This window comes from Cognataquiflexum rubidum, assembly GCF_022538115.1.
GTDB lineage: Bacteria > Bacteroidota > Bacteroidia > Cytophagales > Cyclobacteriaceae > Cognataquiflexum > Cognataquiflexum rubidum.
The window spans coordinates 184,300-209,500 of record NZ_JAKZAL010000007.1 but is presented as its reverse complement, the minus strand read 5'-3'; the positions used below and the strand labels follow the sequence as shown (position 1 = coordinate 209,500).

Annotated in this window: 21 protein-coding genes and 1 tRNA gene; 14 read left to right on the top strand and 8 right to left on the bottom strand. The window is 41.0% G+C overall.

What is annotated here, in order from left to right; translation table 11 throughout:
* Positions 1 to 86: 86 nt before the first annotated feature.
* Complete coding sequence (locus MMU05_RS10100) at positions 87 to 662, bottom strand: DUF2911 domain-containing protein (RefSeq protein WP_241141555.1); 576 nt, start codon at positions 660 to 662, stop codon at positions 87 to 89.
* A 224-nt stretch (positions 663 to 886) separates the two neighbouring features.
* On the opposite strand from MMU05_RS10100, the gene MMU05_RS10095 reads away from it, so the two are divergent.
* Both MMU05_RS10095 and MMU05_RS10090 read left to right on the top strand, forming a co-directional pair.
* Positions 887 to 2,230, top strand: a complete 1,344-nt coding sequence (locus MMU05_RS10095; protein ID WP_241141554.1) for a M24 family metallopeptidase — start codon at positions 887 to 889, stop codon at positions 2,228 to 2,230.
* A 118-nt stretch (positions 2,231 to 2,348) separates the two neighbouring features.
* The gene (locus tag MMU05_RS10090; protein WP_241141553.1) at positions 2,349 to 3,422 is read left to right on the top strand and encodes an endonuclease/exonuclease/phosphatase family protein; all 1,074 of its coding nucleotides are present in this window, start codon (positions 2,349 to 2,351) and stop codon (positions 3,420 to 3,422) included.
* A gap of 6 nt (positions 3,423 to 3,428) precedes the next feature.
* On the opposite strand, the gene MMU05_RS10085 is transcribed toward MMU05_RS10090, so the two are convergent.
* On the bottom strand, positions 3,429 to 5,681 hold the full coding sequence (locus tag MMU05_RS10085) for an efflux RND transporter permease subunit (RefSeq protein ID WP_241141552.1): 2,253 nt from the start codon (positions 5,679 to 5,681) through the stop codon (positions 3,429 to 3,431).
* Between the two features lie 220 nt (positions 5,682 to 5,901).
* Here MMU05_RS10085 and MMU05_RS10080 point away from each other — a divergent pair, with 220 nt between their 5' ends.
* The gene (locus MMU05_RS10080) at positions 5,902 to 6,696 is read left to right on the top strand and encodes a thymidylate synthase (RefSeq protein WP_241141551.1); all 795 of its coding nucleotides are present in this window, start codon (positions 5,902 to 5,904) and stop codon (positions 6,694 to 6,696) included.
* Positions 6,697 to 6,715: 19 nt separating this feature from the next.
* On the opposite strand, the gene MMU05_RS10075 is transcribed toward MMU05_RS10080, so the two are convergent.
* Positions 6,716 to 7,549 (bottom strand): aminotransferase class IV, encoded by an 834-nt coding sequence (locus tag MMU05_RS10075; RefSeq protein ID WP_241141550.1) that lies wholly within the window; start codon positions 7,547 to 7,549, stop codon positions 6,716 to 6,718.
* Between the two features lie 155 nt (positions 7,550 to 7,704).
* Between MMU05_RS10075 and sdaAB the strand changes: the two genes are divergently transcribed.
* The 3 genes from sdaAB to MMU05_RS10060 are packed head-to-tail and all read left to right on the top strand — an operon-like array spanning position 7,705 to position 11,061.
* Positions 7,705 to 8,379 carry an L-serine ammonia-lyase, iron-sulfur-dependent subunit beta gene (gene sdaAB, locus MMU05_RS10070; protein ID WP_241141549.1) on the top strand — a complete coding sequence of 225 codons (675 nt, stop codon included), beginning with the start codon at positions 7,705 to 7,707 and terminating at the stop codon, positions 8,377 to 8,379.
* 6 nt (positions 8,380 to 8,385) lie between these two features.
* Positions 8,386 to 9,732 (top strand): TolC family protein, encoded by a 1,347-nt coding sequence (locus MMU05_RS10065; protein WP_241141548.1) that lies wholly within the window; start codon positions 8,386 to 8,388, stop codon positions 9,730 to 9,732.
* 18 nt (positions 9,733 to 9,750) lie between these two features.
* Entirely contained in the window at positions 9,751 to 11,061 is a 1,311-nt protein-coding gene (locus MMU05_RS10060) for an efflux RND transporter periplasmic adaptor subunit (protein WP_241141547.1), read from the top strand.
* 58 nt (positions 11,062 to 11,119) lie between these two features.
* Here the strand turns inward: MMU05_RS10060 and MMU05_RS10055 are convergent, their stop codons facing one another.
* Genes MMU05_RS10055 through accC form a run of 3 tightly spaced genes read right to left on the bottom strand, consistent with a single transcriptional unit; the run spans position 11,120 to position 14,492 of the window.
* The gene (locus MMU05_RS10055; protein WP_241141546.1) at positions 11,120 to 11,695 is read right to left on the bottom strand and encodes a Maf-like protein; all 576 of its coding nucleotides are present in this window, start codon (positions 11,693 to 11,695) and stop codon (positions 11,120 to 11,122) included.
* Entirely contained in the window at positions 11,692 to 12,993 is a 1,302-nt protein-coding gene (locus tag MMU05_RS10050) for a DUF1015 domain-containing protein (RefSeq protein ID WP_241141545.1), read from the bottom strand. The genes MMU05_RS10055 and MMU05_RS10050 overlap by 4 nt, the downstream gene beginning before the upstream one ends.
* The gene (gene accC / locus MMU05_RS10045; RefSeq protein WP_241141544.1) at positions 12,993 to 14,492 is read right to left on the bottom strand and encodes an acetyl-CoA carboxylase biotin carboxylase subunit; all 1,500 of its coding nucleotides are present in this window, start codon (positions 14,490 to 14,492) and stop codon (positions 12,993 to 12,995) included. The genes MMU05_RS10050 and accC overlap by 1 nt, the downstream gene beginning before the upstream one ends.
* Before the next feature lie 181 nt (positions 14,493 to 14,673).
* Here accC and MMU05_RS10040 point away from each other — a divergent pair, with 181 nt between their 5' ends.
* Positions 14,674 to 15,924, top strand: coding sequence for an aminotransferase class I/II-fold pyridoxal phosphate-dependent enzyme (locus MMU05_RS10040; RefSeq protein WP_241141543.1), 1,251 nt, complete (start codon positions 14,674 to 14,676; stop codon positions 15,922 to 15,924).
* A gap of 101 nt (positions 15,925 to 16,025) precedes the next feature.
* Positions 16,026 to 16,202: a histone H1 gene (locus tag MMU05_RS10035; protein ID WP_241141542.1), complete on the top strand. Its 177-nt coding sequence runs from the start codon at positions 16,026 to 16,028 to the stop codon at positions 16,200 to 16,202.
* Positions 16,203 to 16,298: 96 nt separating this feature from the next.
* Here the strand turns inward: MMU05_RS10035 and MMU05_RS10030 are convergent, their stop codons facing one another.
* Positions 16,299 to 18,161: a M1 family metallopeptidase gene (locus MMU05_RS10030; RefSeq protein ID WP_241141541.1), complete on the bottom strand. Its 1,863-nt coding sequence runs from the start codon at positions 18,159 to 18,161 to the stop codon at positions 16,299 to 16,301.
* A gap of 123 nt (positions 18,162 to 18,284) precedes the next feature.
* Here MMU05_RS10030 and MMU05_RS10025 point away from each other — a divergent pair, with 123 nt between their 5' ends.
* The 6 genes from MMU05_RS10025 (at position 18,285) to MMU05_RS10000 (ending at position 23,804) form a co-directional block, all read left to right on the top strand.
* Entirely contained in the window at positions 18,285 to 19,643 is a 1,359-nt protein-coding gene (locus MMU05_RS10025) for an NfeD family protein (protein ID WP_241141540.1), read from the top strand.
* A gap of 102 nt (positions 19,644 to 19,745) precedes the next feature.
* A complete protein-coding gene (locus tag MMU05_RS10020) occupies positions 19,746 to 20,945 on the top strand; it encodes an acetate/propionate family kinase (protein ID WP_241141539.1) in 1,200 nt (399 codons plus the stop codon).
* A 255-nt stretch (positions 20,946 to 21,200) separates the two neighbouring features.
* Positions 21,201 to 21,929, top strand: a complete 729-nt coding sequence (locus MMU05_RS10015; protein ID WP_241141538.1) for a CBS domain-containing protein — start codon at positions 21,201 to 21,203, stop codon at positions 21,927 to 21,929.
* A gap of 291 nt (positions 21,930 to 22,220) precedes the next feature.
* Positions 22,221 to 22,305: transfer RNA gene (locus tag MMU05_RS10010), tRNA-Ser, on the top strand.
* A gap of 169 nt (positions 22,306 to 22,474) precedes the next feature.
* Positions 22,475 to 23,044: a Crp/Fnr family transcriptional regulator gene (locus tag MMU05_RS10005; protein ID WP_241141537.1), complete on the top strand. Its 570-nt coding sequence runs from the start codon at positions 22,475 to 22,477 to the stop codon at positions 23,042 to 23,044.
* 85 nt (positions 23,045 to 23,129) lie between these two features.
* Positions 23,130 to 23,804 (top strand): hypothetical protein, encoded by a 675-nt coding sequence (locus tag MMU05_RS10000; RefSeq protein WP_418884466.1) that lies wholly within the window; start codon positions 23,130 to 23,132, stop codon positions 23,802 to 23,804.
* A 685-nt stretch (positions 23,805 to 24,489) separates the two neighbouring features.
* Here the strand turns inward: MMU05_RS10000 and MMU05_RS09995 are convergent.
* Positions 24,490 to 24,840, bottom strand: coding sequence for a DUF2019 domain-containing protein (locus MMU05_RS09995; protein ID WP_241141535.1), 351 nt, complete (start codon positions 24,838 to 24,840; stop codon positions 24,490 to 24,492).
* Positions 24,841 to 25,201: the final 361 nt, after the last annotated feature.

Here is a 25,201-nt window from a genome sequence, read left to right as displayed (position 1 = left end):
TAACCAATTGAGTGCGATTTGAAAAAAAAATGTACAAAAAAGACCCCGTCAAAAATTCAACAGGGTCTTTTTAGGGAAACCAAAAATTACTGAATAGCTATAGGAAGTTTTAGCTTTTCCCATCTCACCACTATTCCCGGAGATTCAATTGCTAAAGAAAGTTGTTCTTGGCTTTCCTCTACCCATTCAGGCGTAGATTCTACGCGAAGCACATCATTTTCTTCCTTATATTGAAAATGACCATGCTCCAGATTCCATTCAGAATTGAAAATGACTGTCCATGCCCCGGAAGCCTTTGGTATGGTAAACAAAGAATATCTTCCTGCTTTCAAAGGTTGTCCTTCTACTGTAACATCCGTGCTGAAATCCACATAAGTAGCCTCATTGGCTCCTGTTCTCCATACTTCATTGTAGGGTACCAAATCGCCCCATACGACTCTGCCTTTAATGGAAGGTGCACCGTATTGAACCATTAATTTTGAAGCCCCAACGTTTCCCTCCAAAGTTCTCAATGGACTGGGTCTTTCTTCAGAAGCAGTTTTTTCTTCAGCGGCGACTTCTTCTGTTACGGTGGTCTCTGCGCTTTTTTCTGCTCCGCAACCTGCAAAAAACAAGGTTGTTGCAGAGAAAACAGCTAAGGTGAACAAGTTTGATTTTTTCATAAAGTTGTAGTTTTACGGTTCGAAGATAATTATTTTTTTTTCAACAAAACCAAATCAAAGCCTATATCCTAATTAAGCTGACCCTTTTCATATTGTCAATCAGGACCAAACCATTGAAAAAAACCGGATTGCCATAAATAAAATCCAAAGAATTAAAAAAGGCTTTTTATTTTCTTCATGTGTGACTAATTTCCAGACCTTTTACCAAATCCCAATTCAAAATCATGTCAAACAATATTAGAAATTTCATTTCCCCGTATTTAGCAATCATCATTTTGTTTTTTCTGATTTCTTGCCAACCTGAATCACCTAAGACAGAAACTTTTGAAAATCCATTTTCAGGACCTAGCCCATGGCCTGAAATCCGGAAAGAAAGAATCCAAAAATTATTACCCGAGGCAATGAAAACCGCCGGTACTGATGCTTGGATTATTCTTTGCAGAGAAAATAACAATGACCCGATCGCCCATCACATCGGGGGAGAAAATGCCGGAGGACAGGCTTTATTTTTATTTTATCTCGATGGAGAAAATGTCAAATCAGTGGTTTTTTGCCCCATAGGGGAAGCTACTGCCCTGGCAGATCTCAAAATACATGACGAAGTGATCCCGGTCCAAAGAGGCAATTCGGCAATCGCCGATGCTTCAGAATATATCAAAGCAAGGCAATTTCAGAAAATAGCCATAAACAGTTCCTTTGAAAATGAATTGGCTGATGGATTGAGTTTTACCCAAAGAAAAACTTTGGAAGAGGCTATGGGTCCGGAAGCAGGAAAATTGGTAAGCGCTGATGACCTGATCTATGAATGGCTTTCTGTCAAACTCCCTGCAGAAGTCGAAATAATGACCAAAGCAGCCATACTGACTTCCAAATGGCAATATGAAGCCTACGCCAGCGTCATTCCCGGAAAAAGCACTGATGCGGATATTGCGAGATTTTTGAAGAAAAAAATGGAAGAGTATGGTGTCAAAGATGGTTGGTCACCTGACCAAAATCCAAACGTCAATTCAGGACCAGACCGTGGCCACTCCCACTCTACCGACAAAGTCATCATGCCGGGTGATGTCATTCAGACGGATTTTGGTATCAGAGTATATGATATGTGGGTATCGGACATCCAACGGTTTGCATATGTACTGAGGGAAGGGGAAACAAAAGCACCGGATTCTGTTCAGTTTTATTTTGAATCTTCAATCGGAGGAAATAGGATTGCACTTGAAGCCATGAGGCCTGGTGTCTTGGGATATCAAGTGGATAAAGCACAAAGAGACTGGATGGCGGAGCGTGGTTCAGAGCCGGTCATGTGGAGCACCGGACATCCCGTGGGCTATGTTGCACACGACATCGGACCAAATCTCGGAGGAGGACTTCTTCCTGACCCTTCTGTCAGGCCTGCTGCTATGAAACCCTTGAAAGAAGGCATGCTTTTCGCATTTGATGGTTTCCACGCCTGGAAATTGCCTGAAACCGGAACAAAAACCATGTCTGTAGAAGAAACCGCCGTAGTCACCAAAGATGGGGCGAGGTATTTGATGGAACCACAAAGTGAACTTATCCTGATAAAGTAAAAGATTGGGGGTATCAAATTAATCGGTTTACTTACATGGCTGTTACTTTGGTTACCCCCAATATCTATTTGGAATAGGATCGAATTCCTTATATTTTCGCCAAAAATTATTCTAGCCAATGATAAGATTTCTTACTTCCTTCTTTTTTTTGGTTTCATTGGCTTTGTTTTTTAGTGTTTACATTTCTCCTGAATATTTTCCCTACGTAGGTTTAGCGACACTCACCATACCTCTTTTACTTGTCATCAACGGGGTTTTGTTTATTGCTTTGGTTTTTGCAAAAAGAAAACTGGCGCTGTTGCCTTTGGTGGCTCTGGTAATTGGATGGAAGTTTGTCGGGGTGACTATCCAGTTAAGGACAGAACCGGAAGTTGAAAAAGGCCTATCCGTTTTGAGCTACAATGTCCACATGTTTAGCTATAACAAAAACGGAGATGGTAAAAGCAGCATCTCCAAAAACCTGATCCAATGGCTCAAAGAAAATCCATCTGACGTCAAGTGTTTTCAGGAATTTTATCATGATCCGACAACACCTTCCAGAAACACCCTCAAACAGCTCGGAAAAGAAACCGGATACAACCACTTTTATCAGGTGATTCAGGGAAATCCCAAATCAAGCACTTTTGGAATGGCTATATTCAGTAGGTATCCGATTGTTAATGAAGGTGTTGTTTTGGATTCGAGGAGCACCAACGGGATAATTTTTGCTGATATCAAGGTGGAAAAAGACACTTTCAGGATCTACAATGTCCATTTGGAGTCAATGAACATCCCTTCTGATGGTCTTAGTGATTTCGAAGGAATAAAAGAAAATTACCGGCAAACTTTAAGGAAATTAAAGAGAGGTCAGGTGGCAAGGGCTTCCCAATTGGAAATTTTGATGGAACATATGGAAAACAGTCCCTATCCAAATATTCTGGTTGGAGATTTCAACGATGTTCCTTACAGTTACACTTATTTTACCCTTCGTAATATCATGGACAATGGTTTTGAAAAAGCTGGAAAGGGATTTGGTTTTACTTACAATAAGGTACTTTTCTTTCTAAGGATAGATAATATTTTTTATGATCAGGATTTGGGCATTTTAGATTTCAAAACCCATTCAGAGGTAGACTATTCAGATCATTATCCGGTTTCAGCTATTTTTTCGTTGGATAAACCGAACATTAAACCTCTCTCCACCGAAGAATAAAAAATTTCAATGAATCTTCTTTTTTAATGTAACCAATAAAACCGGAAGCAAAATCAAATCGGCAAGCAAAGCAAAAACCAATGCTGTGCTAATCAATAACCCCGAATAAAAAGTAACTCCAAACTCACTCAGAGTCAATATGGAGAATCCAAAAACCAAAACAAGGGTAGTGAGTATGATTGCCTTGCCAGTTTCCAAATAGGTTCTTTTGATAGCATAAAGCCAAGATCTCCCTTTATTCAATTCCCCATTCAACTTTGTCAAAAAATGAATGGTATCATCTACCGCGATACCAAAAGCAACTGTAAAAATGATTGCCGTGGTAAGTTTGAGTTCAATTCCAAAAAGGTACATGATTCCACAAACCCAAATTAGCGGAATAATATTGGGTACTAACGCCACAATGGCCATTTTCCAAGACCTAAACAAAAACCCAACTATCAAAGCCACAATGACAAAGGCAAATCCAAGCCCCTTTGCCATTTGCGAGGTGACGCTTTCGTGGCTGATATCGATCAGATGAGAAGTACCTGTGATCCTGACCTTCAAGAGTTCGGAGTTGATTTCTGTTTCCAAAAACTGCGCAAGTTTGGTTTTCATCCTTCCTGATTCGAGACTTCCCATGTCTTCTGTTCGGGTTGAAATCCGGCCGGATTTAAGATCAGAAGAAAGAATCTGAACCGGTATGGTTTCAATGGCCTTTTCGAGATAAGGCAAAATTCGCTTAAGCTGCCCTTTGGAGGGGATGGTATAAGCCTTTTCATTACCTCCGTTGGTGGCTTTGTTCAAGCTTTTAGCCAAAGCCAAAGGTGAGACCATGGTAGAAGTGGCAAAAGTCTCTTTTACAAAATTCTCCAGTTTTTCCTGTTCTTTCAACACCTCAAATTGCATCAAATCAGAAGCTTCAGGCCCTTTTTCCAAAGAAATTTCCAATGGCTTGGATCCTCCAAACTCCTTATCAAAAAATTCAAATTCCCCTTTCAGCGAATTATTTTCGGGCAAATCATCCAAAATATATCCATTTACTTGGAGCTGGGACAGCCCAAAGCCTGACACCATCGTGACGAACAGAAAAACCCAAAAAATTGATTTTGAATGAGCTATAGTCCAAAGAAAAGCTTTTCCCATTCCTTTTCTCCACATAATGGAAAAAGAATCATTTTCGGTCACTTTGAACGGGGTAAGCAAATACAACATCCCGGGGGCTATCAATATCACCGCAAAAAACATCAGCATTACCCCGATTCCTGTAAATAGTCCGAAAGACTTTAAACTCGGAATATTGGTAAAATAAAGCGAAACGAAACCCAAAGCCGTGGTGAAGCTTGTTAGAAATACAGCCAGACTCAGCTCAGAAAATGATTTTTGGATCGCCTCATCTTTTTGGCGTCCATTTCTGATTTGTGTCAAATAATGGTTAAAAAAATGGATAAGAGCCGCCAAGCCAACCACCGCCAAAATTGTGGGCTGCATTACAGACATCACGTCAAGCGGTTTTCCGAAATACAGTGACAGTGCTATTGTCCAAACAATCCCAAAAACCAAAACCACCAAAGGAACCAAAACTCCCCACCAAGTCCTGAAGATAGCGATCAGTAACAAAACGATCAGCAAAACTGATATTCCCAAAAAGAAAGCAAACTCCTTCTGCATCAGTTGGACAAATTCTCCCTGAGCCCTGATTTTTCCGGCAATATGATACTCACTGAGTCCTGAATTCCCTACCAGTTTTTTAATTTCTAAGTACAACAAATCGCCGTCCTCTTTACTGATTCGCTGTTGGTTTTTCAGAATGATCAAAAGGTGATTGCCCCTTTCATTTACAAGATTACCTTTCCATTGGCTTGAGCTGCCAAGGATTGTCCCCTTTGAAACATTTAAAGATTCCTGATTATCCCAATCCAAAATTTTCCGATAACGGATGCCGAATGGGTTTACTACAGGTTCCTCCAAATCCAAAAGAGAAACAGTCTTTTCCACCTTATCCAGCCTTTTGAGGTTTTCATTAAACGAATTTGCGGCAGCTAAAAAAGCAGAATCAAAGATATCCGGATTGCGGCCCAATGCTATCAGCAGGTAATCATTGTCATTTTCAAACCTGCTTCTGAAATCCTGATAAAAGGCAAGTTCTTGATCTTCTTGGGGAAAAAAACTTTCAAAATCATAGTCAAAAAGGACAGTTGGCCTAAACAGCGCGATGATCAAGGTCATCAACATTGCCAAACCCAAAAACAAAAATGAATTCTTTTTTGTAAACATAATATCGGGGAAAGATACAGTATACCCGTGATTTTGAATACAACTTCATAAAAAAGTAATGGTTTGATAATGGCTCTTCGCCAAAAAGTACCAACTCGGCTTAGTGCAAAAATGGAGTCCGCAGGATTAAAATTCAGATTCGACAATTAAAAGCAAAATCCTCCTTTCCTATTTTTACTTATCTTCCTATCTTGCCGACAATAAAAATCCCCCTTTTGTTATGAAGCAATACCATGATTTGATGCAGCACATTTTGGACAATGGTGTAAAAAAAACAGACCGGACCGGTACCGGAACGATCAGCGTTTTTGGGTATCAGATGCGCTTCAATCTTGCAGATGGTTTTCCTGTGGTGACTACCAAAAAGCTCCACCTCCGATCCATTATCATCGAGTTGCTTTGGTTTCTCAAAGGTGATAGCAACATCAAATACCTCAATGAAAACAAAGTCAGTATATGGGATGAATGGGCGGATGAAAATGGTGACTTGGGGCCCGTCTATGGATATCAGTGGAGACATTGGCCGGATGGAAAAGGCGGAGAAATCGATCAGATCAAAAACCTGATCCATCAGATCAAAACCAAGCCTGACAGCCGTAGGCACATCGTCAGTGCTTGGAACGTGGCAGATGTGGACCACATGGCACTTCCTCCCTGCCATACTTTGTTCCAATTCTACGTGGCAGACGGCAAGCTTTCCTGCCAACTATACCAAAGAAGTGCTGATGTGTTTTTAGGAGTACCCTTCAATATTGCCTCTTATGCATTATTTACCATGATGGTAGCCCAGGTTTGTGACCTCGAGCCAGGTGATTTTGTCCATACTTTTGGAGATGCCCACCTTTACAGCAACCATATAGAACAAACCCATTTGCAACTTAGCAGAGAATTGCGACCGCTCCCGATAATGAAGATAAACCCTCTCGTAAAGGATATTTTTGCCTTTGAATATGAGGATTTTGAATTGCTCAATTACGATCCACATCCACATATCAAGGCGGCAGTTGCCATTTGAGTAGTTAAAAAAATCCGGATTAATTAAGTTCAAAGATTGAATCCAAACCTTTTTCTCGATGGGTATCAAGGTTTTTGTTTTCAAGTGATTGGAGATAGCTGATACCCGTCACGTTGCTAGTCAATATTTGATCGGCCTTTAACAAATCTTCCATTTTAAACAGACCTTCTGAAAAAGGAATGTTGTTTTCTCCCAGGTAATCAAGAATCTTACTTCTACCTACACCCGCAATACAACCCGTCTCCAAAGACGGTGTGAAATAATGGCCGCTCCTTACCCAAAATAAATTAGAGGCTCCTGCTTCGCTGATAAACCCATCAGGTGTAGTCAATATGACTTCGTCTAATCCTTTGGACTTCCTTTCCTGATTGGCCATGACATAGGGCAAGGCACTCAATGTCTTACAATGGCTCCAAGGAGTTTTTTGGATATGGATATTTTGACTGAAACAGGCTTTTTCTTTTAGCTTTGGAGCAGGTTGGAAAGAATGGATTTGTAGACTTTCGATGACTGTATTGGTTTCAGGTGTGTATTTTCCCAAACCAGCCCTGTAAACATTCCATCTTACACGCAGGCTTTTTTTATCCCCCCATATTTCATTGAGGAGAACTTCTATTTCACTTAATTCCGAAAGCCCATTTTCCTCCAAATACAAAGTCCTCATACCAGAAACAAGCCTGTCATTATGGTGATTAGCAAACCTGATTCTACCTTTTACAAAAACCATTGTCTCAAAAAGTCCATCTCCAAATAAAAATCCCCGATTGTGAAATTCATCCGCTCCATCAGCCCAAATTCCGTCCGGGTGTTTATAAAGAGAAATTGTATCAAATCCGACCATAGGACTGTTCATTATTGAACAAAATAGATTTTTGTTATTATTAAGAAGCGTTAAAAATAATTAAATAATGATGATTTAATCCTTAATAGAGGCAAACTTCCTGAAAATTTCTTTTTCAAATTAAAATCCTTCTTACTTTAGCATGCTAATTGAAACTTGATTTTTCCATGGGAACAAAAAGTGGTATTTTTGATATGATAGGTCCGGTAATGATAGGTCCATCCTCTTCCCATACTGCCGGAGTAGTCCGAATAGCACGGGCAGCCATAAGAGTACTCGGGGGAATTCCGGATTTTGCAACCATCACTTTTTACAATTCATTTGCGAGGACTTACGAGGGCCACGGAAGTGACAAAGCCATCATAGGAGGGCTTTTGGATTTCAAAACAGATGATGCCAATATCAAGGTATCATTTGATCTAGCCGCAGAGAAAGGTTTGGAATTTAGCTTTAAGTCCATTGGCAATGCCTCTGTCTACCATCCCAATACCATCAAACTGAACCTTAACAAAGGAGATAGGAAAGTGGAGGTCATAGGTGAAAGTTTGGGAGGCGGAGTGATCAATATTGCTGAAATTGATGGTTTTAATGCCAATTTCTCAGCCCAATCCCATACTTTGATCATCAAAGCAGAGGACGTGTCGGGGGCAATCGCTTTCATTTCCAGTGTTATCGCCCAAGAAAAAACCAATATTGCGACGATGTCTGTTTCGAGAAAAGGAAAAAATGACATTGCCTGCCATGTGATTGAAATGGACAGCGGAATCAGACCAACGACCATAGCTTACTTAAATAGCCTTACCTGGATCAAAGAATTAATTTACATACCTGATATTGATTAACCCACGATGAAAAAACATTACCTAACAGCAGTTGCTTTTTTGCTGCTTACATTTTCCTCCACCTATGCCCAAGATGTGGATTTCAGTAGATTAGATCTGGAAACCTGTATTGAAATCGCACTGGAAAACAACCTGGCCCTTCAGCGCAGCCAGACAAATCTTGGAATTACAGAAGCAAACCTGATTGAAAATAAAGGACAGCGTATTCCTACCTGGAATACAGGCGCAAGTTCCGGATACAGATGGGGTCGTTCTATTAACCCTGTTACCAACTTGTTTGAAAACAACCGAATAGGAAATATAAACTTATTCTCAAGCTCCAATTTTACTATTTTTGCCGGTCAACAAATCACCAACTCTATCCAGCAAAATAAAATCGACATTGAAGCGGCACAGTACAATGTTTTGGCCACTGAAAACACCATTACACTAAATGTTGTCAATTTCTTCATAAATGTTGTTTTCAATTCAGAACAATTGAAAATCGCCCAAAATCAATTGGCAAGCACTAAAGAACAACTTGCAAATACCACCAAATTGGTAGATGCTGGATCGCTTCCTTTGGCCAACAAGTTGGACATACAGGCACAAAATGCTACCAATGAATTGGAAGTAATCAATGCCACCAACAATCTGCGGATTGCAAAGCTGAACCTTTCACAGGCCATGCAGATTCCTTTCAATGATAATTTTGATATTGTCATTCCTGAACTGGAAGCAGAGGAATATTCTATGGCGGACAAGGAAGTAGATGAAGTCTTTGAAAGTGCACTTGCATTGATGCCTGAAATCAAAGCTGCAGAACTTGGTGTTGAAAGCGCTGAAGTTGGAATTAGGCTAGCACAGGGCGGGTTTTTCCCTACCCTTGGCATTGGGGGAAGTGCCTTTTCGAACTATATTGATCAACCAAATTTTTTCGGTGTAAGAGATGGTTTTGCTACGCAAATAGGAAACAATTTTTCCTACTCCGGAAATTTGCAATTGAACATTCCCATATTTTCCAATTTGAGAAACAGGGCAAATGTCCAAAGGGCAAAATTGCAAAAAAGACTGAGTCAAATCCAGGAAGTGGAGACAGTGAACCAACTCAGACAGGACATAGAAAGTGCTTATACAAGTGCCTATGCAGCCAGGCAATCATACCAAGCCTCATTGATTAGAGTATCTTCTTTGGAAGAAGCATTCAGGATTTCACAGCAGCGCTTTGATGCAGGTGCGATCAATTTTGCTGATTTCCAATTGGCACAAAATAATTTCTTCAATGCACAGGCAGACTTGGTTACTGCCAAGTACACGTATATATTCAGAGTAAAAGTCTTGGATTTTTACCTAGGAAACCCACTCAAACTTTAATAAAATACCAAAATCAAAATGGCAAAGAAAAAGTCAAATAAGCTTATTTATATCCTTTTAGGAGTTCTGGCAGTAGTCATCATATTCGCGATCATCGGACGGTCCGCAGGATGGATCGGTGGCGAAAAGGAAACGAGTGTAGAAACATCAACGGCTAAGAAAGTTTCTATCATCGAAAAAGTGAGTGCCTCAGGCGTAATCGAACCTGAAACGGAAGTAAAACTCAGTCCTGATGTAGCCGGGGAAATCATTGAACTCAATGTTTTGGAAGGTGATTCTGTTAAAATCGGGGATCTTTTGGTCAAAATCCGTCCAGACAATTTTATCTCCGCACTTGATAGGTCCAAGGCAAATCTCAACCAAAATATGGCCAACCTTGCCCAATCCAAAGCAAACCTCAAAAGATCAGAGGCACAATATGTAAGGGCCGATCTGGAGTTCAAAAGAAATGAAAAGCTCCATAAAGACAAGGTGATTTCAGATTCTGATTGGGAACAGATCCAATCCACTTTCCTCACTGCCCAAAATGATTTAGATGCCGCCAAACAACAAGTAATCGCAGCGGAATACATTGTAAAAAGCTCTCAAGCTACAGTAAATGAGGCCTCTGAAAACCTCAGGTTGACCAATGTTTATTCTCCATTCAGCGGTGTTGTTTCTCAGCTTTTGGTTGAAAAAGGCGAAAGAGTAGTAGGTACTGCGCAAATGGCAGGAACTGAAATGTTGAGATTGGCAGATTTGAACAAAATGGAAGTCCGTGTCAATGTCAACGAAAATGACATTGTCAGGATCAGCAAAGGAGATACCACCATCATCGATGTGGATTCTTATTCTTTTGCAGGAAAGAAATTCAAAGGCGTGGTAACTTCCATTGCCAACTCAGCAAACACCAAAGCAAGTGTAGATGCAGTGACGGAGTTTGAGGTCAAAATCAGAATCTTGAATGAATCATATGCTGACCTGATCACCGAGAAAATGAAATATCCTTTCCGTCCCGGAATGACAGCAAGTGTGGATATCATTACCCAAAAGAAGGACAATGTACTCGCTGTCCCTTTGGCTGCGGTGACTACAAGAGAAGATTCTACTGCGAAAAATCCTGAAGGAACAAAAGCTAAAGAGTTGGTCTTTATCATCGAAAACAACCGAGCAAAACAGACTGAAATCAAGACCGGTATCTCTGACTTTGACAATATTGAAGTTTTGGAAGGACTAAAAGAAGGTCAGGAAATCATCTCAGGTCCATACTTTGTTGTTTCCAAACAACTCAAAGACAATGATCCCATCAAAAAAGTTGATAAGGCGGATTTGACTCCTGTTAAAAAATAATTACTTCATTTTCCATAACTACCAAACTCCCGCAGATATCATTTGTGGGAGTTTTTTTTTACCACTTTTTCAACACATTGTACACGAGGTGTATAGGTAATCCCATGACAGTAAAATAGGAGCCTTCCATTTTTTCAACCCCGACAAATCCTATCCATTCCTGAATACCATAAGCCCCAGCTTTATCAAATGGCTTAAAATTGGAAATATAATAGTCAATTTCTTGTTCGGATAATTCTTTAAAATGAACCTTTGCTGTATCTGAAAGGGTGATTTTTTTATCTGTGGATAAAAATGTGATCGCAGTCGTGACCAAATGTGTTTTGCCTGATAATCGGGAGAGCATTTCAAAAGCTTCCTGCTTATCCACAGGTTTTCCCAAAATCTTACCATCAAGAATCACCACCGTGTCCGAAGTAAGTACAAGATCCTCAGGTCCGATTTCTTGGGCAAAAGCTGTTGCTTTTTTTTCAGACAGGAAACCCGCAACTTCAGAAGGATCAAGGTCCTCGGGAAAATCCTCGTTGGTATTTTTTGTCCTGACTTCAAAATCAATCCCCAATCCCTTAAGCAATTCTTTCCTTCTTGGGGATTGGGAAGCGAGAATGAGCTTTTTTGCACCTAAGTCTATCATGGCCGAAATGCTTGGTATGGAAATTTGAATTCCTGTTCATCAACAGAAGCAAACAATAAACCCGATACTGTTTTTGGATAGAAATAGGTAGATTTTTGGGGCATCATAAATCCTGTTTTACAAACTTCCAACACTTGGGTCATCGAGACTTCTTTGGTTATCACTGCAAAATCCGCTGAACCCTCTCCCACCCTTCCTACACATCTTCGCAGGTTGCGCTCATACTCAATGTTGTCTGAAAACCTTTGGGTTTCCATATCTATCCCCAATACTTTCTGAATGAAAAAGTAATGTAACACCATCAGATCTACCGACTTGACCACTTCGGGAAGGTCCAAATCAAATTCCTCGAATTTTTCAGGTTTAAGCCTGATTTTGTAAGCGCTATCTTTGAACACCAAGCCAAATGCCCACTGCTTATGCAGGATCAATTCAGAAATCTCATCCGAGTCAAATACTTTTTTAATAGTAAACCACTCATCTGCTTTTTTGAGAATTTCATTTTCTGAGGATAAATTTCCTGTGAATAGGCGGTGAGTAGGAAGGATTCTTAAGTCCTTGGAATGTGCATTGGTAAAATACATCAAATGGTAATTGTATGCTTCATCTCCTTGATGATCAGGATTTGAAGCAATCATATCATTTCTGTATTTAATCGCCGCCTCATACCTATGATGCCCATCTGCAAGAATAATGGATTTTGACTCGATCAATTCTAAGAAAACCCTGATGGTGGGGAGGTCATGAATCACAGACAAAACCTCCCTTACTCCTTGGTAATCTTCCACATCATAGATTGGATCTTGAATCGCTTCATCCAAGAAAGGTTCGAGCAGATGCATCGGGTCTTCATATAATCCATGGGTAGGACTGGGCTGAAACTGCGTGGATTTTAACATTTCCACCCGGTCATTGACAGATTTGGGAATGGTGTTTTCATGGCGCAGCACCACACCTTCATGCCAGTCGTACGCTTTGATCTGGGCGATAAAACCTTTTCTACAGGATTCTTTTTCTTCCCCGGGCAACTTGAAATATTGGTAATAAACATAGATTCCGGGTATCTGATCCTGGAAAATCACTCCTTTCTGTTTCCATTTTTCAAGTATCACTTTGGCCGAAAGGGCCGGATGGTCACCCAAAGGAACAGAAAGGTGAATACTGTTGAAAGGGTTTTCATATAGAGCCTGCCTTTGCTTTTTGGAAACAACATCAAACAATGGAGAGATCAAATCTTCCATCCTGTCTTTGAAACTTTCTTGGTAACGCCAGGCCTTAATCGGTAGAATTTCAGCCATCAGATCAACCTGTTTTTCCAGTTTGTTTTGCTTCCTGCCAATTGGCTGCTTTGGGAATCTTTAAGGCTGGACTTATTTTTTTCAAAAATTTCTATTGCCAAGCCTGCCAATAAAATCAGTTCCTCATCATCCCATTGGATGTCTAACTTGTCCGGTGAAAAATATTTCTCAACAAACTTGGTGTCAAAACCGCCTGATTTGAAAGCATGATGCTCCAATACAAACCGGCAAAATCCCAAAGTAGTCTCAATACCCGTAATCTGATAGTCATCTATCGCCCTGATCATTCTCTGAATGGCTTTTTCCCTGCTCTCGTCATGGACAATCAGTTTGGATATCATCGGGTCATAATAAATAGGAATATCCATGCCTTCTTCGAATCCATCGTCGACACGTATGCCGGGGCCTTGTGGCCTGATATAAGTTTGAAGTTTGCCGATATCCGGGAGAAAATTATTCCTTGGATCTTCAGCATAGACCCTAATCTCAAGAGAGTGACCATTGATTTTCAAATCTTCCTGTTTGAAAGAAAGGGGTCTTCCCTCAGCCACCCAGATTTGTTCTTGTACCAGGTCTTTCCCCGTAATCATTTCTGTCACAGGATGCTCGACCTGAAGTCTCGTATTCATTTCAAGGAAATAAAAATCGAGGTTTTCGTCTACTATAAATTCTACTGTGCCCGCACCATAATAATCACATGCTTTGGCCACCATGACGGCCGCTTCTCCCATGGCCTTTCTCATCTCAGGAGAAACAACTGCCGATGGCGCTTCTTCGATTACCTTTTGATGTCTTCTTTGGATAGAACACTCTCTTTCAAACAAATAAACAACATCGCCGTGTTGGTCTCCCAAAACCTGTATTTCTATATGTCGGGGTGAGGTAATATACTTTTCTATAAAAACAGCCCCATCCCCAAAAGAGGATTGGGCTTCAGAAATAGCGCGGAGCATCTGTTCTTCAAATTCCGATTCCTCTTCTACGATCCGCATGCCCTTGCCACCACCTCCCGCGCTTGCTTTGATCAAAATGGGGTAGCCTACTTCTTTGGCTTTTTGTTTTGCCGCAGGAATGTCACTGATGGCATGGTCAGTACCCGGTACCATTGGTATTCCGTATTTCAAAACTGCATTTTTGGCTGCAAGTTTGCTACCCATCACCTCTATCGATTCGGGGGATGGCCCGACAAAAATGATCCTAGCATCTGTCACTTTTTTGGCAAAAGCCGCATTCTCAGACAAAAAGCCATAGCCGGGATGGATTGCATCCACTCCCATCTCTTTGCTCACTTCGATGATTTTGTCCCCCAAAAGATACGATTGTTTAGACGGCGGAGGTCCGAGGCAGACTGCTTCATCTGCAAATTTGACGTGGGGAGAATTACGGTCAGCTTCGCTATACACAGCAACCGTTTTTATACCCATTTCTTTGGCTGTTCGCATGATCCGAAGGCTTATTTCTCCACGGTTAGCTACCAAAAGCTTCTTGATTTTATGCATAATTGGGTTTATTTCTTTTAAAAAACTTGTCCTGCGAAGTAAGTAAATTAATGTGAGTTAGTAAAAGAATATTTGTTTTGGAATTGGATTTTTGCAAGGATGGACTATTTGTGTTAGTTTTGCCCGATTTAATGGATGTCATATCCATACACAAATTTGTAAAACCTAAAAGAATTTAGCCTTGGATTTATTCGCAAAATTACAAACCAACCTTGGCCCTTTGGGCAAGCACTCTGAGCTAGCAGAAGGCTATTTCGCATTTCCAAAATTAGAAGGAGAAATCGCCCCGAGGATGAGATTTAAGGGAAAAGAAGTCTTGACCTGGAGTCTAAACAACTACTTGGGTCTCGCCAACCATCCCGAAGTGAGAAAAGCTGATGCAGATGCTGCTGCGAAGTGGGGAGCAGCTTATCCTATGGGCGCTAGAATGATGTCGGGACAAACAGACCTTCACGAGCTGTTGGAAAGAGAACTTGCGGCTTTTGTTGGCAAAGAAAGCGCTTACCTGCTCAATTACGGATACCAAGGTATCATGTCCGTCATCGATTCTATTTTGGATAGAAAAGATGTAGTCGTATATGACAGCGAATGCCATGCCTGCATCATCGATGCGTTGAGAATGCATTTAGGTAAAAGATATGTGTTTCCACACAATGATATAGAAAGCTGCGAGAAACAATTGCAGCGGGCTACCAAGCTCGCTGAAGAAACCGGAGGCGGGGTACTTGTAATTACAGAAGGTGTATTTGGCATGACCGGTGATCAGGGCAGACTTGCTGATATCGTGGCATTGAAGGAAAAATATGAATTCAGATTATTGGTAGACGATGCACATGGATTCGGAACTTTGGGTAAAACAGGCGCAGGTGCCGGTGAAGAGCAAGGAGTACAGGATCAGATAGATTTATATTTCTCCACTTTTGCTAAGTCAATGGCATCTATCGGAGCATTTATTGCGGGAGAAAAACATGTCATCCAATTCCTCAAATACAATATGAGGTCACAGATTTTTGCAAAATCATTGCCGATGCTTTTGGTAGAAGGAGCTTTGAAGAGATTGGATTTGATCAGAACCAAACCCGAATTGAAAGAAAACCTTTGGAAAATCGTCCATGCTTTGAGAAACGGATTGAAAGAAAAAGGATTCAGCACAGGAAAATCAAACTCCCCTGTTACTCCGGTAGTCCTTAACGGAACCGTCGGTGAAGCGGCAACTTTGACAAGAGACTTGAGAGAAAATTATAACATTTTCTGCTCAGTGGTCATTTATCCTGTAATTCCAAAAGGCATGATCATCCTCAGATTGATCCCTACGGCTGTACATACCATCGATGACGTAAATGAAACAATTGCAGCCTTCGAAGCCGTAAAAGACAAACTAACAAGCGGTTATTACAGAAATACTGAAATGGCGATGTCTTTTGGTGAATAATTAAAGGCAAAAAAGGGCTTTGTTGTGTTGTTTTATAAACAATTTAGCTATATTGACCGCACAAATAAACTTATCATCAACCTTAAAAACTGACTTTTAATATGAGCAGATTTAGCGAACTAAAAGATCTCGTCCTTGGACTTGAAGGAGATTTTGAAAAATTCTATGACAAAGGCAATCAAGCTGCTGGTACCCGTGTAAGAAAGGGTATGCAGGATCTTAAAAACTTGGCACAGGAAATCCGTACCGAAGTTCAAGAGAAGAAAAACGCAGAATAATTCAAAAATAAAAAAAGGTGCCAAACAGCACCTTTTTTTATGGATTATTATCAATAAAAAAGCCTTCAAAAGTTGATTCTTTTGAAGGCTTTTTTGTTATTTCTTTTCTATTAAAGTACTGACATCCAATTTATTATTCGCCCTGTTGACATCAGCCAACCTCAGGCTTGGATCTATTTCCACAGATTTGATAGAAGAAATCGGTCTGTCAAGCTGAACCTCCTGGGAATAATTTGTCCATGGCCATCTTACGGTCATTGCCCTTGCCGGCATTCCCTTTTCTTCAGGTTTGTTTCCTCTTTGGATCACCAAAGGCAGATAAATCATTTCCTGCGATCCGTCGGTATAAGTGACGACAACGTCCAAAGGCATTGGCATTAAACCCACCCTTTCCAAAGTTATTTTGGTTTGGTTGTCCACTCCTTCCACAGATTTGACTCCATAATCAATGGTCTTGGTCGAAGCGATGAAGTAATCATAATACCAATCCAACTCCAATCCGCTTGTTTTTTCCATCACCCTGATGACGTCATGGCCATTAGGGTGCATATATTTCCAGTCATTCCATAGCCGCAGCATGGCTTTATCAAAATTTTCCTTTCCGATAACATATGCCAACTGCTCCACGAAAACTGCTCCTTTATTATAAGTACCAGGTCCATAAGCAGAATTGAGGTTATAGTGATCACCATGTGTGGTCAAGGGCTCTTCATATCCGGCTTTGGCTAACCTGAAGTAGGAAGTATATGCCCCATTCTGAACAAATTTATCTTCCTTTTTAAAAACAGCATCCATCACCACACTTGTACCCCAAGTGGTAAATCCTTCATCCAACCAAGGTTCTGAAGATTCATTAAAACCAAGAACACCGTAATACCAGCTGTGAATGAGCTCGTGCACTGTTACCCCAACTAGACTTTGAAGCCCTCTATGCCCGGTGATCAAAGTCGACATCGGGTATTCCATACCTCCGTCGCCTCCCTGCACCACCGAGAATTGCTCATAAGGATACTTCCCAAAATTATCGCTCATATATTGGATGGCATCCATGGTGTATCCTTGGAGTTTGGCCCAATTTTCTTTGGTTTTATCATTTTTAACATATAGAAAATGAACCATTGGACCATCATCCATTTTTACTTTTTCGTGGGTATAATTCGGATCAGCCGCCCACATAAAATCATGGACATTGGGTGCTGTGAAATGCCAAGTAAGGTTTTTTCCTTTTGCAACAGGAACAGTCACTCCTTCGTCTTCATAGCCGTGACCGATCTGATTGGCATTTTGAAGGTAGCCGGTACCTCCTAGAATGTAGGTTTTGTCAATGGTGATTTTCACATCAAAATCTCCAAAGTTGCCATAGAATTCTCTTCCGACATAGGGATTGGCATGCCATCCTCTCCTATCATAAGCCGCCATTTTGGGGTACCATTGGGACATGGAATAGCGGATTCCCTCGGCATTGTCCCTGCCTGCCCTTCTTACCTGTAGGGGAACCTGCCCCTCAAACTCCATATCAAAAACAACCGTCTGTCCCGGAAGGATTGGTTTGGTTAAATTCACTTCCAATATGGTCTCCACATGCTCAAAGTCCACCTTTTTTCCATCCATAGTTAGACTATTTACTTTTAGCATCCCGATTTCTGCAGGAGATAGCTTTTGGATTCTGTCCATTACCCTTCTATCCGGGTCAGAAATGGTACGTGAACGGACATCCATCATGCTGTTTGGCTGAAAAGCGTTGAAATAGAGATGGTAAAATGCCCTTGTCAGGGTATCGGGCGAATTGTTGGTATAATGTAATTTTTGTGTTCCCTTATAGATATTCTTCTCTACATCCATAGTGACATCCATGATGTATTTGACTTTTTGCTGCCACCGGTCCGTTTGGGCCTGAACTGCAGCAAAAGCACCCAAGAAAGCCATTACTAAAACTGCTAAACTGAATTTATTAATCATAATTGAATTGTTTTGGTTCTAAAATAAGTCAAAATACATTTCCCTTACAAACCAATGATATAATTAGTGTTTGCGGCTGTTAAGGGAATATTTGGTATATTCAAAACTCAAATAGCGTATGATATGAAATCCCTTTTAACTTCAATTTTGTTGGTCCTGATTTTCGTTTTTCAATCATCTAAGGTATTTAGCCAGGACGATTCATCCTCTGACAAAAAGAAAATATATGTTTTTAAAATTGATGACAATATTGATCCGAGGATGAACCGTAAGGTAAAACTTGCGCTTGAGGAGGCAAAAAAACAATCCGCTGCTATGATAATCATTGAAATGGATACCTACGGAGGTGCTGTCAATGATGCTGATGATATCCGGACCATGATTCTCGAGTCAGAAATCCCTATTCACGTATGGATCAATAAAGATGCAGCGTCAGCAGGGGCATTGATTTCCATCGCCTGCGACAGCATTTATATGGCTCCCGGAGCAAGCATCGGGGCAGCTACTGTGGTCATGGGCGGCGGCGGTGAAGCTGCACCGGACAAATACCAATCCTATATGCGCTCCATGATGCGAAGTACTGCCGAAGCAAAAGGAAGAGATCCCAAAATCGCCGAAGCAATGGTAGATGAGGAAATCGAAATTGAAGGAATCAGTGAAAAAGGCTCGGTCATCACATTTGCTGTTTCTGAAGCAATTGAAAACGGATTTTGTGAAGGTGAAGTCGATTCTATCGAAGAGGTCATCGCCAAGCAGGGCGTTTCTGATTATGAGATCATCGAGCAAACGACTTCCACAGTCGAATCAATAATTTCTGTCTTTTTAAATCCTGCCGTAAGCGGATTTTTGATCCTCATTATCTTTGCGGGGATATATTTCGAATTGCAGACCCCCGGAGTTGGATTTCCTTTGGCAGCCTCTATTACTGCCATCATTCTTTACTTTATCCCTTATTACCTCAGCGGATTGGCTGAAAACTGGGAAATCGCTGTTTTCATCGTTGGAGTTATTCTTCTGTTGATAGAGATATTTGTGATTCCCGGATTTGGCATTTTTGGAATCCTGGGGATACTCGGCATCCTTACCGGGCTGACCCTTGGTATGATTCCAAATGATGCTTTTGATTTTTCATTTGTTCCGGCAGGTGATTTGTTTGTGGCGTTGCTGACAGTGATACTGGCAGCTATCGCTGCTTTGACGTTGATTTTCTTTTTGGCACCCAAGGTAAATAAATGGGGTGCATTCAGGACCATTGCTTTAGCCACGACCCAACAGCGGACAGAGGGCTACACTTCTTCGGTGTATGAAAACAGTCTTTTGGGCAAAGAAGGGATTACAAACACCCGGTTGATGCCAAGCGGCAAAATCATCATCGACGATGAAGTCTATGATGCTTATTCCAGAGGAGAATTCATCGATCAGGGAGAAAAGATCAAAGTGATCAGTACTGAAGGAACTTCTTTGAAGGTGAAGAAAATATAGAATCGGTTATTGGTTATTGGTTATTACGACTCCGCTCAGTACAAGTATTTGGTTATTGGTTAATTGGTTATTAGGTTAATTGGTTATTAAGTTACATAGAAAATGAAAATTCTTGTTTTGAACTCAGGCAGCAGTTCGCTAAAGTACCAGCTTTTTGACATGCCTAATGAATCCCCGATATGTAGTGGCTTGGTTGACAGGATTGGGCTGGAAAATGCCACTTTGACCCACAAATTATATATCCATGGCTCCGAGGAAGTATTCAAATTCCAACAAGAAATCAAAGACCATGAGGCAGGCCTTTTGGCAGTGACTGCCCTTTTGATAGACCCCGAAAAAGGGGTTTTGTCCGACATGTCGGAAGTCAAGGCTATCGGTCACCGCGTAGTCCATGGCGGCGAGCAGTTTGCCGCTACCACTTTGATTACCGGTGAAGTCAAAAAAATTATTGAAGAATTGTTTGCCTTGGCGCCTTTACACAATCCACCGAACCTTCTTGGAATCACGGTTGCCGAAAGGGTATTTCCCTTAGCCAAACAAGTAGCTGTGTTTGATACCGCTTTCCACCAAACCATGCCTCCCAGGGCTTATCGCTTTGCCATTCCAAAGGAAATGTACACCAAATTAGGTATCCGTGCCTATGGATTCCATGGTAGCAGCCATCAGTATGTATCCCGCAAAACCAATGAATACCTGAATATTTCCGAACCAAAAATCATCACCATCCACCTCGGCAACGGCAGCAGCATGACCGCTATTAAGAACGGCAAATCCATAGACCATTCCATGGGTCTTGGTCCGATGGGCGGGCTTGTGATGGGAACACGCTGCGGGGATATCGATCCTTCCATTATTTTCCACCTGATCCATGAGCGAGGATATACTTCCAAAGAAGTCAATGACATCCTGAATAAAAAAAGCGGGTTGTTGGGACTTTGCGGATACAGCGACATGCGGGATGTAAAACAAGCCATATTGGATGGAAACGAGGACGCCAAGCTTGCCTATGAACTTTATGCTTACCGGATCCAAAAGTACATCGGCACTTTTTCCGCTGCGCTGAATGGCTTGGATGCCATTGTCTTTACGGCAGGCATTGGAGAAAATGATGCAGAAATGCGCGCCGCAGTCTGTCAGGATATGGAGTTTTTTGGAATCTATCTGGATCAGGAAAAAAATACCAAGAGAAGTTCAGACATCCGGGAAATCAACATTTCAGGATCCAAAGTCAAAATTCTGGTGGTCCCCACCAATGAGGAATTGGAGATAGGAAAGCAGACTTTTGAATTGGTGAGTGGCTGATGGTTATTGAGTTGTTGGTTATTGGTGAAAAGTAAGAGGTAAGAGGTGAAAGGTAAGTTTGGAAGTGGGAAGTATGGAAGTTGGAAGTAAAGACCGATGTCGGATGACGGATGTTTGGTGTAGTGGAAAGTGGAGAACTTGAATTGTTAAAAGTGAAAGGTAAGAGGTGGAAGCTGATTAAGTGAAAATTGTTTTTGGGAAGTAATGATGTCCTGATTAAGAGAATGGTGATTGTAATATCAAAATAAGATTTTTATGGAAATGAGCAATGCAGACAGGTTTTTGGAAGCCTTCAATGCCATCGAGAATTTTCTAAGGAGAAATTTAGAGGCGAGGAACTTTGTGAGTTACTTCAACTTGATCGATGACATGAGCGAGACCAACCTCATCATCAGGCAATATAGAGATCAGCTAAGGTTGTTTGGGAATCTCCGCAATGCCATTATTCATTCCGAAAGAAAGCAGGGAAAGCCTGTAGCGGATCCGAGGGAAGATGTAGTCGTGGAAATCGAAAAAATATCAGCCATCCTCATGAATCCCCCTTTGGTATCCCAACATTTTTTGACAACTGTTTATTCTGTTTCCCCTGAGGACAGTCTGGTAACCGTCCTTCAGACCCTTGTAGAAAAAGATTTTTGTCAGGCACCTATCATTCAGGACGGGTTTATTTTAGGTTTGATCAACTTTGAAGCCATTGCAAGGTGGATGGCTGAATTGACCAAAACTTCAGAACCGCTGAAGCTATTCAAAGATTCATACGTCAAAGACATCATCACCCGTACCCTCAAACTCAAAAATTACAGAATCATCAAGAAGGATACGGATTTTGTAACGGCCCGGGAATATTTTGTTGAAAGCCTTGGCAACCCCCATCCGGCAGAAGCGCTACTCATTACCGAATCGGGCCGAAGAGATGAACCGGTGATCGGGATCATTACCATCAGCGAGGATTTGGAGAAAATCATTGAGGTATTGAGGAGATGAGGAATTAAGATTGAGTTAATGGATAATGGTTATTGGTTATTGGTTATTGTGTTAATGGATGTACAAAAGAAAGAAGTGGCTTAAACCTGAAAATAATAAATCAGAAAATCAGGAGATTAGCATTTAACAAAGGCTTTTTGGAATGGTGGGGTTTGCAAATTCAAAGTTAAGGCATACATTTGCAATCCGTAAACGACCAATCCGTTTTACACACAAATAGAGGAGTGGCAGAGTGCTTCCCGATAGCTATCAGGACGGCGGTCTTAAAAACCACAAATTAAAGAAAATAATAGAGGAGTGGCAGAGTGGTCGATCGCGGCGGTCTTGAAAACCGTTGTACCGTGAGGTACCGGGGGTTCGAATCCCTCCTCCTCTGCACTTAAAAGCCTGGCTGATGCCGGGCTTTTTGCGTTTGAGACTTTGGGGAAGGTTGACTGATCAATTCAATTTGAACTTCTTTATAATCCTTTTTGCCCAAAATTTTTTTTTTTTAGCAAAACTCCGATCAACTTATTGATTTTAAACTAAATCCATTAATTTGGAATATGCATCCTATTCTAAAATCTTACTTTCGGGACTTAACTCAAATCGACGAAGAAAAACTCGAAGCTTTGTCTCCTTACTTTAAGGAGAAAACAGTCAAAAAAAATGAATTTTTACTCCGCGAGGGAGAGGTTTGCAGGTTCAATTATTTTGTCCTCTCGGGATGCCTGCGCTTATTTTCGGTAAACAAGGAAGGACTGGAAAATACAAGATATATTGCCTTTGAAGGAAAATTCGGCACTTCCTTTACAAGTTTGATCACCGGAGATCCCTCTATCGAATACATCCAAAGCCTGGAAAAGTCCGTTGTGCTTACGATAACCAAAGATGACTTTTTCTACTTGGTAGAAAATGAACCGGCTGTCAACAAAATCTACCGAAATATCCTTGAATCGGCCTATATCACGACCCAAAAAAGAATTTATGACTTGCAGGGAAGCGATAGCTTGGGACGCTTGAAATGGCTACTGAAACAGCAGCCGCGTATTTTCAATAGGCTATCCAATAAAGTAATCGCAAGCTACCTGGGAATTACCCAATATACTTTGAGCCGACTGAAAGCCAATCTCTAAAAGTCAAAACGTTGACATAGAGCAACTTTTTCCTGTTTCTGTTTGCGGAGCTTTGCATAAAAATTAATTGAAAATTATGCGAAGTTTGAAAAATAGACCCGGCTACCACTTATCCTGTGTTTTCATTGCTCTCCTTTGGGCAGGAATGTCCCATTCTGCAATGTCCCAGGAATTTCCTCCCAAAGTTCCCACCCCTGTGGAATTTATGGTTGGAAACAACAGGATGTTTTTTCAAATGGTGGTCAAGAGAAAGTTTTCAGCTGAGAGTAAATTTGGTTTTTTGAGTGTGTCCTCATTTTCGGCAAGCTATGACAATAACAAAGAGGACTTGGACTTGGCAATGCCTGTATTGATCAACTATAATATTTACAAAGGATTTGGACTAGTCGGAGGAACTTCAATCAATAATGCTGTCGGTTTTGCTCCTCTATTGGGCGCTCAGCATTCCTTTGCCAATAAAGAATGGGTGGCGGTGACGGTTGCTTCGGTTTTCCTTCATTCAAAAAGGAACGTAGAACTTTTTGGAATCTATGAATACAAGCCTTCCTTAAGTCCCAAAACCAATTTATATACCAGGGTTCAGTTCCTGTATATCCACAGCACGCGGGACAACCTCCATGCAAGGAGTTTTCTCCAGCTAAGGGCCGGATTGAAAATGAATGCACTCAATTTTGGTTTGGGAGCCAATTTGGACCAATACGGTCCCGAAAAGAATTTTAAACCAAATTATGGGGTATTTGTGGGTTGGGCCTTTCAATAAAGAATGAAAAAAGGGTCAGAAAAAACCTGATTCCCGGGCTTTCTCAAACCAACTTCGACAAACAGTCCGCCGCGGCGGAGCGAAATTATACTAGCCCCGTGCAAGGTGCTTCACTGAATTTTATTCTCACACCTCACTCCATGCACCGCAGCTTTGGGTAAGGAAAATAGAAGTTTTTGGTTTTTGGGAGCATAAAGGCAAAGTAAGGAATTGGGTTTACACCAAAAACAGGGAAGGTTGAAATGTTAATTCAATTTGAATTTTCCTCTTTCTCTTTTTCAATTACTTCGCCACATTTTGATGATCTTTTCTCTTGTCACTTTTTGTCATGATACAAAAAGTAACCAAAAAAATCTAGCGCAATAATCCTTCCCCACACAAGGCCACCGCCGGCCCGGAATTGCGCTTCCTCCCCACAGATGTTCCAATAGAAGATCTTCCTAAAGCATAAGATTTCTGAATAGAAAACCATTGCAAATTCTATTCATGGGTCGCATTCCACCAAAAGCCCCGAAGCGGGCGAAATAATAATAGCCCCGTGCAAGGTGCTACAATGATTTTTCTATTTAAACAAATCTCCATGCACCGCCGCTCGGGGTAAGGAAAAAAGAAGTTTTTGGTTTTTGGGAGCATAAAGGCAAAGTAAGGAATTGGGTTTACACCAAAAACAGGAAAGGTTGAGAACTCACAGCAAATTTAAATTTCCTTGTTTCCATAAATCCAATGTAGTTTTTGCTGACAACCCTGTAATAGAGGTTGAATTTGATAAATTCTTCAATGCTTTTTCCGCTGTATCTGGAAAAACTTTAAGTGAAAAAGTAGCTGCCCAAAGCCTAACATTTTCATCGGATTCACCTAACAACTCGCTAAATAAGTCCACCTGATTACATTCCCTTGCTTTAATGTATAAGGCCTGAATCTTTTTATGAAGCTTATTTGCCTTTTTGAAGTCTCCTTTGGTTAATGCCATCCCATGTTCAAAAGCTACACTTAAAAAAAAATCCTTTATTTCATCCCTTGTCATCATGCAGTCCATCCGTATCATTTTAATTCTTCAATACCATTTTAATATTGCTTCTAAAAACCCTTTCTTGGGGTAGTCAAACGCCTAATCCTACTACTGGGTCAAATTTGTGATTCCACACCAACTAGGTGTAGTTTAGCGATGGATACTTCGCCCGAGTGAATTTGTAATTCCACCCTTTTATCTTTCCCATCCACGACAATTGTCGGGATGCAATTGGCTTTCTAACCAATCCCCCTAATCGAAAGATAATCCCCGGCAATTTGAATTACAAACTCTACTAAATAAAAAGGTGTTTGATCCAATTGAATTTTTCCTGATCCCAAATTTGTAGCAGCGGTCCCTTCTCTTGTGATATTTTTTAGTATTATAG

Coding starts and splice junctions, on each gene's coding strand:
- sdaAB (WP_241141549.1), top strand. CDS start 7,705: ATGGGAACAAAAAGTGGTATTTTTGATATGATAGGTCCGGTAATGATA.
- MMU05_RS10030 (WP_241141541.1), bottom strand. CDS start 18,161: ATGATTAATAAATTCAGTTTAGCAGTTTTAGTAATGGCTTTCTTGGGT.
- MMU05_RS10095 (WP_241141554.1), top strand. CDS start 887: ATGTCAAACAATATTAGAAATTTCATTTCCCCGTATTTAGCAATCATC.
- MMU05_RS09995 (WP_241141535.1), bottom strand. CDS start 24,840: ATGGACTGCATGATGACAAGGGATGAAATAAAGGATTTTTTTTTAAGT.
- MMU05_RS10075 (WP_241141550.1), bottom strand. CDS start 7,549: ATGAACAGTCCTATGGTCGGATTTGATACAATTTCTCTTTATAAACAC.
- MMU05_RS10080 (WP_241141551.1), top strand. CDS start 5,902: ATGAAGCAATACCATGATTTGATGCAGCACATTTTGGACAATGGTGTA.
- MMU05_RS10025 (WP_241141540.1), top strand. CDS start 18,285: ATGAAATCCCTTTTAACTTCAATTTTGTTGGTCCTGATTTTCGTTTTT.
- MMU05_RS10085 (WP_241141552.1), bottom strand. CDS start 5,681: ATGTTTACAAAAAAGAATTCATTTTTGTTTTTGGGTTTGGCAATGTTG.
- MMU05_RS10065 (WP_241141548.1), top strand. CDS start 8,386: ATGAAAAAACATTACCTAACAGCAGTTGCTTTTTTGCTGCTTACATTT.
- MMU05_RS10015 (WP_241141538.1), top strand. CDS start 21,201: ATGGAAATGAGCAATGCAGACAGGTTTTTGGAAGCCTTCAATGCCATC.
- MMU05_RS10020 (WP_241141539.1), top strand. CDS start 19,746: ATGAAAATTCTTGTTTTGAACTCAGGCAGCAGTTCGCTAAAGTACCAG.
- MMU05_RS10060 (WP_241141547.1), top strand. CDS start 9,751: ATGGCAAAGAAAAAGTCAAATAAGCTTATTTATATCCTTTTAGGAGTT.
- MMU05_RS10090 (WP_241141553.1), top strand. CDS start 2,349: ATGATAAGATTTCTTACTTCCTTCTTTTTTTTGGTTTCATTGGCTTTG.
- MMU05_RS10005 (WP_241141537.1), top strand. CDS start 22,475: ATGCATCCTATTCTAAAATCTTACTTTCGGGACTTAACTCAAATCGAC.
- MMU05_RS10100 (WP_241141555.1), bottom strand. CDS start 662: ATGAAAAAATCAAACTTGTTCACCTTAGCTGTTTTCTCTGCAACAACC.
- accC (WP_241141544.1), bottom strand. CDS start 14,492: ATGCATAAAATCAAGAAGCTTTTGGTAGCTAACCGTGGAGAAATAAGC.
- MMU05_RS10035 (WP_241141542.1), top strand. CDS start 16,026: ATGAGCAGATTTAGCGAACTAAAAGATCTCGTCCTTGGACTTGAAGGA.
- MMU05_RS10050 (WP_241141545.1), bottom strand. CDS start 12,993: ATGGCTGAAATTCTACCGATTAAGGCCTGGCGTTACCAAGAAAGTTTC.
- MMU05_RS10055 (WP_241141546.1), bottom strand. CDS start 11,695: ATGATAGACTTAGGTGCAAAAAAGCTCATTCTCGCTTCCCAATCCCCA.